Origin of the sequence: Marinobacter excellens LAMA 842 (assembly GCF_001574445.1) — a bacterium.
GTDB classification, from domain to species: Bacteria; Pseudomonadota; Gammaproteobacteria; order Pseudomonadales; family Oleiphilaceae; genus Marinobacter; species Marinobacter shengliensis.
On record NZ_LOCO01000005.1, the window covers coordinates 112,742 to 128,077 of the forward strand.

Below are 15,336 nucleotides of genomic sequence, written 5' to 3' on the forward strand. Positions count from 1 at the left end.
GTTTCAGGCAGGCTCCCGATCCGCCGATTTCGCCAGCAAGCCACGAATCTCAGGTATACAAGAACCACAATTGCTGCCGCACTGCAGCCGCTGACCCAATGCTTCAACGCTGGCGGCCCCATCTTCGATTGCCTGGTTGATCTGGCGCTCGCCTACCTGGAAACAGCTGCAGACCAGCGGCCCGGTCGGTTCTGCATCGATCGAACCTGCAGCCAACAAGGATCGGCGCTGCTCCGGTGTCAGGTTCTCGGAGCCAAAACAGTCATCCAACCAGCCGAGGTCCGGCATGGTTTGCACACAGGACTCTACCAGCAATACGCCATCCAACCGGTTGCCGGTGAGCCAGGCCGCACGAAAGCGACGCCGGGCACTATCTTGCATAACCAGCTCCGGTTCCCTGGCGAAAATCTGCTGGGCCCATTCACGCCAGTCCATTGACCGGCGACCGGCCAGCCACCAGGACCGGCTATGAGGCAGTGCCTGGTGGCTCCAGTAGTCCAGCGACGTGGCGTCCAATGCGGTGCCCCCGGCCGCGGGCAGCATCAGCCGGGCTTGCCATCGAGTGATTAGTGGCCGAAGGGAGGCTACGCCAAATTTGGCTTCCGGTTGCCCTGAAATCGGGTCGACGACGGGGGCGATCAGGTCGGAGGCCAGGGCTGAGGATGCAAACTGCCGATTCCAGTGAATGGGAACGAATACCTCTCCGGGTCTCTGTGCCGGGCTGGCCCGGACCCGGCCGGTGAACCCCTTTCGGGCATGCCCTGTCAGCGTGGCCAGTGCACCTTCAATCAAACCAAAGGTGGCGATGTCCTTCGGGTGAACCTCGATAAAGGGCTCACTGCGATGGGCAAACAGTCTGGGCGCCAGTGCCGTGCGCGTCATGGTGTGCCACTGGTCCCGAATACGACCGGTATTCACGATCAGGGGATGCCGGGCATCGGGCTGCTGTCCGGGCGGCAGGTTCGAAACCGGTACCAGGCGGGCGCGACCATCGGGCGTGGGAAAGCGACCATCGGAGAACAGCCGGCGGGTCTGCAGCCAGGCACCGGGATTGCCCCCGGTAAGCGGCCACTGCACGGGTTGAAGCCGGTCATATTCCGTGGAACTCAGCTTGGCCAGGGCGGAAATATCAAACACTCTCTCACCGCCGTTACCGTAACCGGACAGTGCCGCGTGTTCTCTGAAAATCTCCGCAGGCTCCTGGTAGTCAAAGGCGTGACCATAACCGAGCGCCTGGGCGATATCCCGGATGATTCGCCAATCCGGCCGGACACCCTCTGGCACTGGCAAAAATCGACGCTGGCGTGAAATGCACCGTTCCGAGTTGGTCACGGTACCGTCCTTCTCGCCCCAACCGGCAGCAGGCAACAGGATATCGGCAAACGCCGTGGTATCGGTCTGGGCCACGCAGTCTGAGACTATAAGGGTCTCGCATCGCGCCAGGGCCTCCCTGACCCGGGCGTTGTCGGGCAGGCTGACCGCAGGATTGGTGCCCATCACCCAGAGCACCCGGATGTCGCCCCGATGAACGGCTTCAAACAGATCCACCGCCTTATAGCCCGGTCCCGCTGCCAATTTTTCACTGTGCCAGAAGTCGGCAACCCGTTGCACCGCGCCGGGCGTGTCGTAATCCATATGGGCCGCCAGGGTGTTGGCCAGACCGCCCACTTCCCGCCCACCCATGGCATTGGGTTGACCGGTGAGTGAAAACGGACTGGCACCGGGCCGGCCAACGCGCCCTGTGGCCAGGTGGCAGTTGATAATAGCGTTGGCTTTGTCGGTGCCAGCCACCGACTGATTGATGCCCTGGGAAAAGGCGGTGACTGTCCGATCGGTCTCGGCAAACCACCGATAGAAGCGTTCCACATCCGCAGCCCGAAGGTCACATCCGCGGGCGACCGCCAGTATCGAAGGCGCACAGGCGCGGGCCACACTCAGAGTCTCCTCGAATCCATTGCAATGCTGTTCCAGGTACTGTGTGGCCAGGGCTCCGTGGTCATGCAGCCAAACCAGCAAGCCATTGAACAGCAGGGTGTCGGTTCCCGGCCGCAGTTGCAGGTGCAGGTCAGCCATCTCTGTGGTTGCGGTTTGCCTTGGGTCAATGGCTACCACTTTGCGCCCGGGCCGGTGGGACGCTTTTATCCGCTGATAAAGTACCGGATGCGTCCAGGCGGCATTACTGCCCGCCAGCACCAGCAAGTCCGCCAGCTCGAGGTCCTCATAACAGCCGGGCACGCAGTCCTCACCAAACGCCCTCTTGTGGGCTGCCACGGCAGACGACATGCACAACCGGGAATTGGTATCCACGTGCGGGGTGCCAATAAAGCCCTTGGCCAGCTTGTTGGCAATGTAATAGTCCTCTGTGAGCAGCTGGCCAGACAGGTAAAAAGCCACAGACTCCGGGCCATGGTCTCTGACCGAAACACGAATGGCCTCAGCTACCCGGTCAATGGCTTCCGACCACTCAACGGTATGCCCTGCCACACGGGGGGCCAGCAAACGGTCGTGTCCGGTCACGGTCTCATGTAACGCAGAGCCTTTGACACAAAGGCGACCATTATTGGCCGGGTGGCCAAGATCGCCCTGAACGGCGTCAGGTTTCGCCAGAACACCACAGCCCACACCGCAATAAGGGCAGGTGGTGGCGGTACTTCCGGGAGTGGTTCGGCGGTTTTTCATGATCAATCCTCTGCTTTACCCATAAAAAAGCCCGCCATCCGGGGTCTGTTTCCAGAGCCGGGGCGGGCTTCTTTGCCAAAATTGTCTGTTTTATGGAAAGCAATAACGGGGCCAGCGATTGCCAAAACAGCACTTGCCCGGCCGGCCTTGTGGCAACGCCCGGGCTACGGCCTTGTTCAGCAGATCCATCGGCTCCGGCAGGCCGGGATACACTTCTGCCTTGAGGTTTCACATTGGTGCGAAATCGCTCAGGTTGCACCAAAAACAGACCGGGCTCGATTGGCGTTTTCCTCGCTCAACACGGAAGGGAATATCAAGCCTTTGAAAACTATGAATATTAAAAAATGGCACGGCTTATGCTGAGGTAACAGCGAACCATCAAGACATCACATCTCTCGTTCTAAGGCATTGGCGCCTGCTCTCCGGAAACGGAGGGTGGGCGTTTTTTTTGTGCGCCAGAAAAGAGAGACACAGAGAGGTAACAGCATGAACACACGCCGTCATCAACTCAGAGGCTTGCTCACAGGCGCACTGATTGGGCTGAGCACGCTGGCCCAGGCGAGCATCGGGCCGGCCGAGAAACCAGACCTGAAACTGGGCTTCATCAAACTCACCGATATGGCGCCACTGGCGGTTGCCTGGGAACAGGGCTACTTCCTGGACGAAGGCCTGTTCGTGGAACTGGAGGCGCAGGCCAACTGGAAAGTGCTGCTGGACCGGGTGATCACCGGCGAGCTGGACGGTGCCCACATGCTGGCCGGCCAGCCTCTGGGCGCATCCATTGGCTATGGCACTCAGGCCAACATCATTACCGCCTTCAGCATGGACCTCAACGGCAACGCGATTACCGTGTCCAACGCGGTGTGGGACACCATGAAGCCCCACCTGGAAATGGATGGCGACAAACCCGCCCACCCGATCTCCGCGAGCGCACTGAAACCGGCGGTGGAGCAATCCCTGAGCAAAGGCGAGCGGTTCCGGATGGGCATGGTGTTCCCGGTGTCTACCCATAACTACGAACTCCGCTACTGGCTGGCGGCCGGTGGCCTGAATCCCGGCTTCTACGCCCCACAACGGGGTGATACCAGTGGCACCTTGCAGGCCGATGTTCATCTGTCCGTTACCCCGCCGCCGCAAATGCCGGCGACCATGGAAGCCGGCACCATTCAGGGCTACTGCGTGGGCGAACCCTGGAACCAGCAGGCGGTATTCAAGGGCATCGGGGTGCCGGTCATCACTGATTATGAGATCTGGCCAAACAACCCTGAGAAAGTCTTTGGTGTGACCGAGACCTGGGCAGAGAAGCATCCCCATACCCACCTGCGGTTGTTGCGGGCACTGATCCGCGCGGCTTACTGGCTGGATGAAAACGACAACGCAAATCGCCAGGAAGCGGTAGAGCTGCTTTCACGCTCCAGCTACGTGGGCGCAGACAAAGACGTGATCGCCAACTCTATGACCGGCACATTCGAATACGAGAAAGGGGATGTGCGGGAGGTTCCGGACTTCAACGTGTTCTTCCGCTATCACGCCACCTACCCCTATCCCTCGGATGCCATCTGGTACCTGACCCAGATGCGCCGGTGGGGCCAGATTCCGGACGCCAAGCCGGATGACTGGTACATGCAGACCGCAGCAAGGGTATACCGGGGTGATCTGTATGCTCAGGCCGCACAGTCACTGATCGATGATGGCGTGATGAATGCCAGTGACTTCCCGGACTTTGACGCCGAGAACTTTGAACGCCCCTACCAGGGCGAGCTGATTGACGGTGTGCCTTTCACACCTCGCGAACCGAACGCTTACATAGAACGCTTTGATATCGGGCTGAAAGGCACCGAGACACCGTAAGGGGGCACAACATGAGCACATTAAGCATAAGGATTGGTCAGTCGATGGCCACCAGGAGCCGCAACCTGCTCTCCCGGCTGGGCCCGAATGAATTGTTGGCGGCCGGCAAACAGACTTTGCTGCCCTTGATCGGAATTCTCGTGTTTCTGGGATTCTGGCATCTGGCAGCTCCCCAGGTGCAGACGTCCCTTGGCGCCTTTCCGGGGCCGGCTCAGGTCTGGGAGCAGGCGGGGCAACTCTGGCAAGAGCACGCCAACCAGCGGGAACGCGCCAGCCAGTTCATCGCCATGCAGGAGCAGCGTAATGCCAGGATTCTGGCCGACAACCCGGAGGCGGAGGTGCGGATCCGGTCTTATCCCGGCGCACCCACTTTTATCGATCAGATCGGTACCAGCCTGGTCACGGTGTTGTCTGGATTTGCCCTGGCCACGCTGATTGCGGTGCCCCTGGGAATTGTGTTCGGTCTTAACCGGTATTTTCAGGCGGCGGTCAATCCGCTGATCCAGATCTTCAAGCCGGTGTCGCCCCTGGCCTGGCTGCCACTGGTCACCATGGTGGTGTCAGCCACGTACGTCAGCGATGACCCGATGTTCCAGAAGTCGTTTCTGACGTCGATGATCACGGTCACCCTTTGCAGCCTGTGGCCCACGCTGATCAATACCAGCGTGGGCGTGGCCGCGGTGAATCCGGACCTGCTGAACGTGTCGAAGGTGCTGAAGCTGTCGTTCTGGACCCACGTTCGCAAGGTGGTGCTGCCGTCGTCGGTACCGATGATTTTTACCGGGTTGCGGGTGTCTCTGGGTATTGCCTGGATGGTGCTGATTGCGGCGGAGATGCTGGCGCAGAGTCCCGGGCTTGGCAAGTTTGTCTGGGACGAGTTTCAGAATGGCAGCAGTCAGTCTTTGAGCCGGATCATGGTGGCGGTGCTGGCCATCGGGTTTATCGGGTTTTTGCTGGATCGGGTGATGCTGTTGATTCAGAAGAAGGTGGCCTGGAATGAGTGATCAAACTTGGGAGCATGCCGCACCGGGTGGGTTACGCCGCCCGAAACACGCGGCGAGTACATCCATGTAGGCTCCGCAAAAACATCCATGTTTTTGAGGGTTTCGGGAGGCGTAACCCACCCGGCGCTCCGCTTACTTTTGAGGTGATTTCCATGAGTAAAACACATTTAGAACTTACCGGTGTTGAGATGGCGTTTGACACGCCGAAAGGGCCGTTCGTTGCCCTGGACAACGTGAACCTGAAGATCCAGAAAGGGGAGTTTGTTTCGCTTATCGGCCACTCCGGCTGTGGTAAATCGACGGTACTGAACATTGTCGCCGGCTTGTTGCAGGCCACCAAGGGTGGCTGTGTGTTAAACGGGCATGAGGTGAACTCACCGGGGCCGGAGCGGGCGGTGGTGTTTCAGAATCATGCGCTGATGCCCTGGCTGACGGTGTATGAGAATGTGGAGCTGGCTGTTCGGCAGGTGTTTCGCAAGTCGATGAACCGTAAGGAGCGCCGGGACTGGATTACCCATAACCTGGAGCTGGTGAATATGGCCCATGCCGCCAATAAACGGCCGGGGGAGATTTCCGGGGGCATGGCGCAGCGGGTGGGGATTGCCCGGGCGTTGGCGATGAAACCGAGCGTGCTGCTGATGGATGAGCCGTTCGGGGCCCTGGATGCGTTGACCCGGGCACATCTTCAGGATTCGCTGATGGAGATTCAGCAGGAGCTGAACAATACGGTGATCATGATCACCCACGATGTAGACGAGGCGGTGCTGTTGTCGGACCGCATCATCATGATGACTAACGGGCCGGCGGCGACGGTGGGGGAAGATTTGCACATTGATTTGCCTCGGCCGCGTAATCGGGTGGCGTTGGCGGATGACGCCAAATATGTGCATTACCGGCAGGAGGTGCTGTCGTTCCTGTACGAGAAACAGCGCAAGCTGGAATCCCTGAGCAGCCGGCGGGCCGCCAGTGCCTCCACGCAGGGTGGGGAGAGTGCAAAGGTGGAGAAGGAGAAACAGCCGGCGTCTGCCTGAGGCTGCACGGCACCGGGGCTACTTTGCCCCCGGTGCCATCAAGGATGGTGTCAGCCCAGAACGCCGGCCATGGAGACCAGGGCTCTAGCCACATCAGGCAGGCGTTTGCCCTGATCCATGGCCAGCTTTCGCAGCAATCGGTGGGCTTCGTCGTTGCTGATGCCACGATGTTCCATCAGTAGCAACACGGCCTTTTCCTGGGTACGTCGGTCTTCCAGAGCTTCTTTTGCACTTTGCAGTTCTTCAGACATCTGGCGCAGGCGGCGGGTTTGCTCCTGAACCAGATCAAAGATGGATCTGCCTGACTGTTGCCCGACACCGTCACCGGCCCAGGCATCTGCCGTACCCGCATCTACTCCATTATCGCAGACCACCAATACCGGCATTGTCGAGGCGTTCCGTTGTTCCAGCGAGGCCAGCAGAGTTTCCTGGTGAGCCAGGGAGTGGCGCGCCTCGGTGTAGCGTTCCACGCAACGGTGGTGGAAGGCGTTTTCCACGGAATCTTCGATTTTCTTGAGATCATCCATACGGTCGGTCATCAGGTTAAACCAGCGATCGGCCATTTCCCTGTCCAGGGATTTATAGGGTCCGACCGACACCGCCTTCTGGCGCATCCGCTCTATTTCCAGTTCCCGCGGGTGAGACCGCAGCGCCTGCCAGAGAGCCAGGCTGTCTTCGCTGGCAAAGGCAACAAATACCTCGAAACACCGTTCCTGCGCTTCAACCAGGTGCATCATGCGCCGTGACAGTGCGTTTTCGAAGTGGCCACTGGAGAATCCCGCTGAGCCTGCCGCCCGCTCCTGGCCACAGTATTCCTTACCATTCATCACGTGCACCATGGCCACCAGCAGGCCGGCAATGGAGGGTTCAGCAACGGTTTCGGCGGCTTCAAAAACCACCGTAATCAGCTGATGGATGGTGTCGCAAAACCAGTCCGTAGCATCCACCACGCTGGCTTCCTGCCCGACCACTTTCTGCCTGAACTCGGCCAGCTGATCGAGGCTATGAAGGGCACTGGCAATATGACCCAGCAGCGGGCTGCTGACCGGATGGGTAGTCAGGTCTTCCTGTATGTCGGTCAGCGCCTTACGGAAGATGACAGCCAGTTGGTCATTCTCTTTCAGGATAACCGAACGCTCCCGGGCGAAACGCTGGCAACCGGACCCCAGATACAGGTTGGTAGCTCCCCGCTCCCGTTGCAGTCCGTGCACCAGGTTACCCACGCTCTGCACCAGCCGGCCCATCTGCAGAAAGTACTCCAGGTTGCGGATTTCGCACTGCCGGGAGGCCATCAGAAAGTCTGCGGCTGTGGCCGTCGCGGCCGTATTGGTCTGGCGTTTGCTGTTCATGGTGCAACTCCTGGTATCGGTACACAGCGGGTTCCTGTCTGACTGGACTGCAGCAATTAACAGGCCAGAACCACCGGCATCATCTTCGTGCGTTTCGCCCCATCCCGGGGCATCTTTTCTGCCCGGCACGGGTGCAATAGAGCCGCGATATCATCTAAGCAACTGAATTAAATGGAGTTAAAAAGTTGGCATGGAGATCGCTTTGTCCTAATCAAGGACGACTGTCCCGGCCATGGAATCAGGCCGGACCATCAGATCATTGTTGTTGGCATTGGTGCCGGACCATCTGTTCTCTTCGGAGAGCATGATGCTCCGGCTTTTTTCGTTTGGTTTTCGGCAATTCGTTGAGTAAGGGAGCGCACCTATGGAACACACACAGACCCCTGCGCTGGTGATCTGCGGCCATGGCATGGTTGCGCAGCGATTGCTGGAGCAACTGGTGGCCACAGGGCACCCGTTCAGCCGCATTGTGGTGTTCAACGGCGAGCCTTTCGCTGCCTATAACCGAATCCAGCTGTCGTCCTTGCTGGCGAATCAGGTCCGGGAGTCAGAGCTGGAACTGAAACCCCGGTCCTGGTTCCGCCAGCACAAAATCGAGGTCTATAACCGTGAGCCGGTCACGGCCATCGAACCGCATCAGCGCCGGGTGACGACCGCCAGCGGGCGCACGCTGGCTTACCACACCCTTGTGTTGGCCACCGGCGCCAGTCCTTCACGTCTTGGCCTGCCCGGTGAGGATCTGGATGGCGTGATGACCTTCCGGGATCTGACCGATACCCGCACCCTGATTCACCGGGCGCAGACACATCGCCGTGCGGTCGTCATCGGCGGCGGTTTTCTTGGCCTGGAAGCGGCCGAGGGGCTCAGGGCCCGGGGCATGGACGTCACGGTTCTGCATCGCAGCGGTCACCTGCTGAACCGACAGCTCAATCCAGCTGCCGGCGAATTACTGAAGCACCAGTTACAGCAACGGGGCCTTACCGTTCTGACCGGTACCGAACCCACAGCGCTGCTGGGCAAACACCAGGTCCGGGCGGTACAGCTCAGCGACGGCACCGTGCTGGCTACCGACCTGGTGGTGCTGGCAACCGGTATTCATCCGAACAAAGCACTGGCAGAAGCCGCCGGCCTGGCCTGCAACCGGGGCGTACAGGTGGATTCGCAGATGACCACTTCCAATCCTCATATCCACGCCCTCGGTGAATGCTGCCAGTTTCAGGAACACACGTTTGGCCTCGTGGAGCCCGGCTACGAACAGGCGGCCGTGTTGGCCCAGCATCTCTGCCAGGTGTCCGGAAACCCGGGTTTCACACCGGGAGAAATCGCCACACGCCTGAAAATCAGCGACCTCCCCATTTTTTCCTGCGGGCCGATCACTCCGGGTCCGCACACCGAAACCATTGAGTGGCAGGACTACGCCCAAGCGGTCTACGGCCAACTGCTGGTGGAACACAACCGCCTGACCGGCGCCATTCTGCTCGGCGACACCAGCAGCGCCCCCTGGTACAGCGAGTTGATTCGTTCAGGCACGGATATATCCCGCTACCGGGACACCATCGCTTTCGGCAAACCCTATTGCGACGCAGCGGCCTGATCCGCTGCCATGAGAGAGGACAAGACTATGAGCAAACAGACCCTGATCGTGATCGGTAACGGCATGGTTGGCCATCACTTCCTGGAACAGTTTAGCCAGTCTCCGGCCGCCGACGCCTATAACATCGTCGTTTTCGGCGAAGAAAAGCAACTGGCCTACGACAGGGTGCACCTGTCGGAGTATTTCAGCGGCTCAAGCCATGCGGACCTGGCAATGGGCACCGCGGACTGGTATGCCGACCAGGGCATTGATCTGCACCTGAATGAGCCGGTGACCGGCATTTATCGGGACGCCCGGATGATCACCACACCCAAGGGCGAGTACCCCTACGACCAGCTGGTGCTGGCCACCGGCTCTTACCCGTTTGTCCCGCCCATTGACGGTAACGATCAGGAAGGCTGCTTTGTGTACCGCACCCTGGATGACCTGGACGCCATTCAGGCCAGCGCCCAGAAGGCGAAGACCGGCGTGGTGGTCGGCGGCGGTCTGCTGGGGCTGGAAGCGGCAAACGCGCTGAAAAGCCTCGGCTTACAGGCCCACGTGGTGGAGTTTGCTCCGCGCCTGATGCCGGTTCAACTGGACGATCAGGGCGGCGCCCTGTTACGCCAGAAAATTGAAGATCTTGGTGTGCAGGTGCACACCGAGAAAGCCACCACCGCCATTGTGCCGGGCAGCGCCGCGCGGCTACGGATGAATTTCTCGGATGAAAGCCATCTGGAAACCGACCTGATTGTGTTCTCCGCCGGCATCCGCCCCCAGGACACCCTGGCTCGGGCCTGCGGCCTTGAACTGGGCGAACGCGGCGGGATTGTGATCAACAACCAATGCACCACGTCCGACCCGCATATCCACGCCATCGGCGAATGCGCGCTCTGGAACAACTTTGTCTTCGGCCTTGTGGCGCCGGGCTACACCATGGCCCGCACGCTATCGGCGGCGCTGAACAACGACGCCAGTGCGGCCTTTACCGGTGCCGACATGAGCACCAAACTGAAGTTGCTGGGGGTGGATGTGGGCTCCATCGGCGACGCCCATGCCAAGACCCCCGGCGCCCGTAACATTCGCTTTCACGATGAGCAGGCCGGCCACTACCGGCGCATGGTGGTGAGCCAGGACGGCAAGACCCTGCTGGGCGCCATCCTGGTGGGCGATAACGGCCCCTACGATACCCTGCTGCAATACGCCCTCAATGGCATTGAGTTGCCGGCCAATCCGGAAGCCCTGATTCTGCCGGAGAGCGAAGGCGGTGCCCCGGCCCTGGGTGCCGATGCCCTGCCGGATACCGCGTCTATCTGTTCCTGCCACAACGTTACCAAGGGCGACATCTGCTGCGCGATTGACGCCGGCTGCACTGATCTGGGCGGCGTGAAGGCCGAAACCAAGGCCAGCAGCGGCTGTGGTGGCTGTGCCGCTTTGCTCAAAAAGGTGGTGGACAGCGAGCTGGAGAAACGCGGCGTGGAGGTGTGCACGGATTTGTGCGAACACTTCCCCTACACCCGCCAGGAGCTGTTCCATCTGGTGAAGGTAAACGGCATCCGCACCTTCCGGGGCCTGCTCAAGCAATACGGCAAGGGCCAGGGCTGTGATATCTGCAAGCCGACTGTGGGTTCGATTCTGGCCACCTGCTGGAACGAGCACATCCTGGCCACGGACCACGTGCCGCTGCAGGACACCAACGATACCTTCATGGCCAACATGCAGAAGAACGGCACCTATTCCATCGTGCCGCGCATTCCCGGCGGCGAGATCACCCCGGATAAGCTGATTGTGCTGGGCGAGGTGGCCAAGCAGTACAACCTGTACACGAAGATCACCGGCGGTCAGCGGGTGGACCTGTTCGGTGCCACCCTGAGTGAGCTGCCGGAGATCTGGGAGAAGCTGATCGCCGCCGGTTTCGAAACCGGCCACGCCTACGGCAAGTCCCTGCGCACGGTGAAGTCCTGTGTGGGCAGCACCTGGTGCCGCTACGGCGTGCAGGACAGCGTGGGCATGGCGATCACCCTGGAGAATCGCTACAAGGGCCTGCGGGCGCCCCATAAGGTGAAGATGGCGGTGTCTGGCTGTACCCGCGAATGCGCCGAGGCCCAGAGCAAGGATTTCGGGGTGATTGCCACGGAGAAGGGCTGGAATCTGTACGTGTGTGGCAACGGCGGCATGCGGCCCCGGCATGCGGATCTGTTTGCCACGGATCTGTCGGATGAGGAGCTGATCCGCACGATTGACCGGGTGGTGATGTTCTATGTGCGCACGGCGGACCGGCTGCAGCGGACGTCGGTGTGGATGGAGAATCTGGAGGGCGGTCTGGAGTATCTGAAGCAGGTGGTGCTGGAGGACAGCCTCGGTATTGGCGAGGAGCTGGAGCAGCATATGGCGGATCTGGTGGATACCTATCAGTGTGAGTGGAAAACCGCCGTTGAGGATCCTGAGAAGCGCAAGCGGTTCCGGGAGTTTGTGAATGCGCCGGCGCAAAAGGACCCGGTGCAGCGTTGGACTTCGGAGCGGGGGCAGCGGCGGCCTGTTTTGGAGGTGGCTTCTTCGTAGCCTTCTGGTTTGGGGGCGGAGCACGGGGGCCGGGGTAATTTTCTTCTGGAAAAAATAACTCGCTTTGCTCAGACATCTTTTTTCCTGCCAGAAAATTACCCCGACCCCCGCGCTCGCAGACATAAGTGGGATAGGCAAGTTAAAGACATTGGGATTCAGGAGAACGTTTTATGAAAGCTCGGACTTGTTGGGAAGCGGTTTGTACGGTGGACGATCTGGTGGCTGACTCCGGCATTGCGGTTTGGACGGAGGACGGGCCGGTGGCGGTGTTTTATCTGCCGCATCGCTTGCCGGCGTTGTTTGCCATCAGCCATACCGATCCGTTCAGCGGCTCGAATGTGCTGGCCCGGGGGATTACCGGGGATATCAGCGGCGAGCCGGTGGTGGCGTCGCCGTTGTACAAGCAGCATTTCAGTTTGCGCACCGGGCGCTGCCTGGAGGACGAGCGCGTATCGGTCCAAGTTTATCCGGTTTTACTGGACGGGGATCAGATCCGGCTGGAAGTGCCGGTGGCTCAGGCGGCGTCGGTGGCCGCCTGAGATCTGAGAGACGCTTACGTCAGCTGATGAATTCGACGTTTTCTTCCAGCGGTGCCCTTGGGCTGGTGATCTGGTTCACCGGGCTGTCGGGGTTGGCGTAGCCGATGGCCATGCCGGCGAAGACTTTTCGGTGTTCGGGCAGGCCCAGGAATTCGCTGATGGTTTTCGGGTACACCGACCAGGATTCCTGGGCGCAGCTGTCGAGGCCTTCGGCGCGCAGCAACAGCATGATGGTTTGCAAGATCATGCCCAGGTCTGACCACTGGGGCGGGCCCATGTTGTCGTCGACGGTGCAGAACAGGCCGACCGGGGCGCCGAAGAACTCGAAGTTGCGTTTGAACCACTCGAAGCGGGCGGCTTTGTCTTCCCTGGGGATGTCGAGCTGTCGGTACATGAGTTCACCAATCTCGAAGCGGCGGTCACGGTAGGGTGACTGCAGTTTCGGCGGGTAGATTTCGTATTCCGGCACTTCGTTGAAGCCTTTGCTGACTTTCGCCTGCATCAGGGTTTTCAGGCGGGCCAGGGCATCGCCGGTAACCACGTGCAGGTGCCACGGTTGCAGGTTGCCGCCGGACGGGGCCCGGGTGGCGGTTTCGATCACTTTGCGAAGGGTAGCCTCGGAGACCGGGGTGTCCAGGAAATCCCGGACCGACCTGCGGGACTGGACGGCTTGTTGTACATCCATTGAAGACAGCTCCCAAAAACGTCGTTGTTGTTTGAACAGGCTCAGACTGTGGCCCAGTATGGAGGCCGTTTCATAGCTTGACCACCCTCACCGGCGGGTTTAGTCTCCGGCAACATTACAAGGCCAATCGAGGGTGTTCGGGTCATGGAAGATCAAAGTCAGTTTCGCCTGCTGTCAGAGCGGCGGTTCCTGCCGTTTTTTGTGACCCAGTTCGCCGGGGCATTCAACGACAACCTGTTCAAGAACGCCTTGCTTTTGCTGGTCACCTACACTGCCGGGGGCCTGTTCGGGTTGTCGGCGGATGTGGTGGTCAACCTCGCCGCCATGCTGTTTATCCTGCCGTTCTTTCTGTTCTCCGCCATTGCCGGCCAGGTGGCGGACCGGTTCGAGAAGTCTGCGGTGATCCGCTGGATCAAGTTTGCCGAAGTGGTGATCATGGGCGTCGCCGCCGTCGGGCTCTGGTTCGGCTGGTACGAGATGTTGTTCCTGCTTTTGTTCCTCACCGGGGTGCAATCCGCCTTTTTCGGGCCGGTAAAGTACGCCATTCTGCCCCAGGCCCTGAAGGATTCTGAGCTGGTGGGTGGCAACGCGCTGGTGGAGATGGGCACCTTTGTAGCCATTCTGGTGGGCACGCTGATGGCCGGCGTGATGATGAAAGCCCCGGTGCCGGGCCCGGTGATTGCGGTAGCCGTGGCTTTACTGGCCATCACAGGCCTGATCGCCGCGCTGCGTATTCCCAAGGCAGAGGCCGCCGCGCCGAATCTGAAGATCCGGTTCCGCCCGCTACAGGAAACCTGGAAGCTGATGGCCATCGCCCGGGATAATCACAATGTGTTCCTGAGCATTCTGGCCATTTCCTGGTTCTGGTTTCTCGGCGCCGCCTACCTGACCCAGTTCCCCAACTTTGCCAAAACCCATCTGCTGGGTGACGAAACCGTGGTCACCATCCTGCTGGCCATTTTCACCATTGGCATTGCCGCCGGCTCCATTGCCTGTGAGCGGCTGTCCGGCCACAAGATTGAGCTGGGCATTGTGCCCATTGGTTCCCTCGGGCTCAGTTTCTTCGGCATTGACCTGTACTTCAACATGCCCGAGCAGCCCATCCCCTCAGACTGGTGGATGATCATCACCGATCCCCATTACCGCCAGGTAGCCATCGACTTGCTGGCCATCGGCATCTTTGGCGGGCTGTTTATTGTGCCGCTGTATGCCTATGTTCAGCGAGAAGCCTCGCCAGACACCCGGGCACGGGTAATCGCCGCCCTCAACATTTTTAACGCCTTGTTCATGGTGATCAGTGCTTTGCTGGCGATGCTGATGCTGGGCGTGATCGGGCTGAGCATTCCCGAGTTTTTCCTGGTGCTGTCGATCATGAACCTGATCGTGGCCGGCTTTGTTTATCAGCAGGTGCCGGATTTTGCCCTGCGCTTTGTGATCTGGGTGCTGTCCCACACCGTTTACCGGGTCAGCCATCATCACCTGGACAGGATCCCCGAAGAAGGGCCAGCGCTGCTGGTGTGTAACCACGTGTCCTACATGGACGCCCTGGTGATTGCCGGTGCCGTGCGCAGGCCGGTTCGCTTTGTGATGGACCACAACATCTTCGCAACCCCCATCATGGGCAGCTTCTTCCGGCTGGCCAAGACCATCCCGATTGGTCCGAAATCCAGGGTCCCGGAAATCTACGAAGCGGCCTTCGACCGCATTGACGAGGAGCTGGCCGCCGGCCATCTGGTGTGCATCTTCCCGGAAGGCAAACTGACCAAGGACGGCGAGGTGGATACCTTCAAGCCCGGTGTGGACATGATTCTGCAGCGCCGGCCGGTCACCGTCGTGCCCATGGCCCTGAGAGGCCTGTGGGGCAGTTTCTTCAGCCACTGCGGCGGCCCGGCATTCAGTCACCTGCCGAAGCGCTTCTGGTCCCGGATACACCTTCTGGCGGACCACCCCGTTGGCCCGGAGCAGGCCTCCGCATCGTTTCTGGAGGAAAAAGTCAAAGCCTTGCGGGGTGACCACCGCTGATCCCAACTACCGCGCAGTCGCCTGGGTAACACAGAACCGGG

10 protein-coding genes are annotated in these 15,336 nt (G+C 60.1%); 7 read left to right on the plus strand and 3 right to left on the minus strand.

Features of this window, described 5'->3' with window-relative positions; translation table 11 throughout:
• Window positions 1-3: 3 nt before the first annotated feature.
• Complete coding sequence (locus J122_RS27480) at window positions 4-2,679, minus strand: nitrate reductase (protein ID WP_061331260.1); 2,676 nt, start codon at window positions 2,677-2,679, stop codon at window positions 4-6.
• Between the two features lie 486 nt (window positions 2,680-3,165).
• Here J122_RS27480 and J122_RS27485 point away from each other — a divergent pair, with 486 nt between their 5' ends.
• The 3 genes from J122_RS27485 to J122_RS27495 all read left to right on the plus strand — a co-directional run bounded on the left by J122_RS27485 (window position 3,166) and on the right by J122_RS27495 (window position 6,565).
• Window positions 3,166-4,530: a CmpA/NrtA family ABC transporter substrate-binding protein gene (locus J122_RS27485; RefSeq protein WP_061331434.1), complete on the plus strand. Its 1,365-nt coding sequence runs from the start codon at window positions 3,166-3,168 to the stop codon at window positions 4,528-4,530.
• Between the two features lie 11 nt (window positions 4,531-4,541).
• A complete protein-coding gene (locus J122_RS27490; RefSeq protein WP_061331261.1) occupies window positions 4,542-5,534 on the plus strand; it encodes an ABC transporter permease in 993 nt (330 codons plus the stop codon).
• A gap of 152 nt (window positions 5,535-5,686) precedes the next feature.
• Entirely contained in the window at window positions 5,687-6,565 is an 879-nt protein-coding gene (locus J122_RS27495; protein ID WP_061331263.1) for an ABC transporter ATP-binding protein, read from the plus strand.
• A 50-nt stretch (window positions 6,566-6,615) separates the two neighbouring features.
• Here the strand turns inward: J122_RS27495 and J122_RS27500 are convergent, their stop codons facing one another.
• On the minus strand, window positions 6,616-7,914 hold the full coding sequence (locus J122_RS27500; protein WP_061331265.1) for a nitrate regulatory protein: 1,299 nt from the start codon (window positions 7,912-7,914) through the stop codon (window positions 6,616-6,618).
• Between the two features lie 364 nt (window positions 7,915-8,278).
• On the opposite strand from J122_RS27500, the gene J122_RS27505 reads away from it, so the two are divergent.
• The 3 genes from J122_RS27505 (at window position 8,279) to nirD (ending at window position 12,588) form a co-directional block, all read left to right on the plus strand.
• Window positions 8,279-9,508 carry an NAD(P)/FAD-dependent oxidoreductase gene (locus J122_RS27505; RefSeq protein WP_061331267.1) on the plus strand — a complete coding sequence of 410 codons (1,230 nt, stop codon included), beginning with the start codon at window positions 8,279-8,281 and terminating at the stop codon, window positions 9,506-9,508.
• Between the two features lie 27 nt (window positions 9,509-9,535).
• Complete coding sequence (gene nirB / locus J122_RS27510) at window positions 9,536-12,049, plus strand: nitrite reductase large subunit NirB (RefSeq protein ID WP_061331269.1); 2,514 nt, start codon at window positions 9,536-9,538, stop codon at window positions 12,047-12,049.
• Window positions 12,050-12,219: 170 nt separating this feature from the next.
• Window positions 12,220-12,588, plus strand: coding sequence for a nitrite reductase small subunit NirD (gene nirD / locus J122_RS27515; RefSeq protein ID WP_061331271.1), 369 nt, complete (start codon window positions 12,220-12,222; stop codon window positions 12,586-12,588).
• Between the two features lie 19 nt (window positions 12,589-12,607).
• Here nirD and J122_RS27520 read toward each other — a convergent pair whose 3' ends face one another.
• On the minus strand, window positions 12,608-13,273 hold the full coding sequence (locus J122_RS27520; RefSeq protein ID WP_061331273.1) for a nitroreductase: 666 nt from the start codon (window positions 13,271-13,273) through the stop codon (window positions 12,608-12,610).
• 144 nt (window positions 13,274-13,417) lie between these two features.
• On the opposite strand from J122_RS27520, the gene J122_RS27525 reads away from it, so the two are divergent.
• A complete protein-coding gene (locus tag J122_RS27525) occupies window positions 13,418-15,295 on the plus strand; it encodes an MFS transporter (RefSeq protein ID WP_061331276.1) in 1,878 nt (625 codons plus the stop codon).
• Window positions 15,296-15,336: the final 41 nt, after the last annotated feature.

Bases quoted from the DNA above. Each gene is read 5' to 3' on its own strand.
- J122_RS27505 (WP_061331267.1), top strand. From the start codon at position 8,279: ATGGAACACACACAGACCCCTGCGCTGGTGATCTGCGGCCATGGCATG.
- nirB (WP_061331269.1), top strand. From the start codon at position 9,536: ATGAGCAAACAGACCCTGATCGTGATCGGTAACGGCATGGTTGGCCAT.
- nirD (WP_061331271.1), top strand. From the start codon at position 12,220: ATGAAAGCTCGGACTTGTTGGGAAGCGGTTTGTACGGTGGACGATCTG.
- J122_RS27520 (WP_061331273.1), bottom strand. From the start codon at position 13,273: ATGGATGTACAACAAGCCGTCCAGTCCCGCAGGTCGGTCCGGGATTTC.
- J122_RS27500 (WP_061331265.1), bottom strand. From the start codon at position 7,914: ATGAACAGCAAACGCCAGACCAATACGGCCGCGACGGCCACAGCCGCA.
- J122_RS27525 (WP_061331276.1), top strand. From the start codon at position 13,418: ATGGAAGATCAAAGTCAGTTTCGCCTGCTGTCAGAGCGGCGGTTCCTG.
- J122_RS27485 (WP_061331434.1), top strand. From the start codon at position 3,166: ATGAACACACGCCGTCATCAACTCAGAGGCTTGCTCACAGGCGCACTG.
- J122_RS27495 (WP_061331263.1), top strand. From the start codon at position 5,687: ATGAGTAAAACACATTTAGAACTTACCGGTGTTGAGATGGCGTTTGAC.
- J122_RS27490 (WP_061331261.1), top strand. From the start codon at position 4,542: ATGAGCACATTAAGCATAAGGATTGGTCAGTCGATGGCCACCAGGAGC.
- J122_RS27480 (WP_061331260.1), bottom strand. From the start codon at position 2,679: ATGAAAAACCGCCGAACCACTCCCGGAAGTACCGCCACCACCTGCCCT.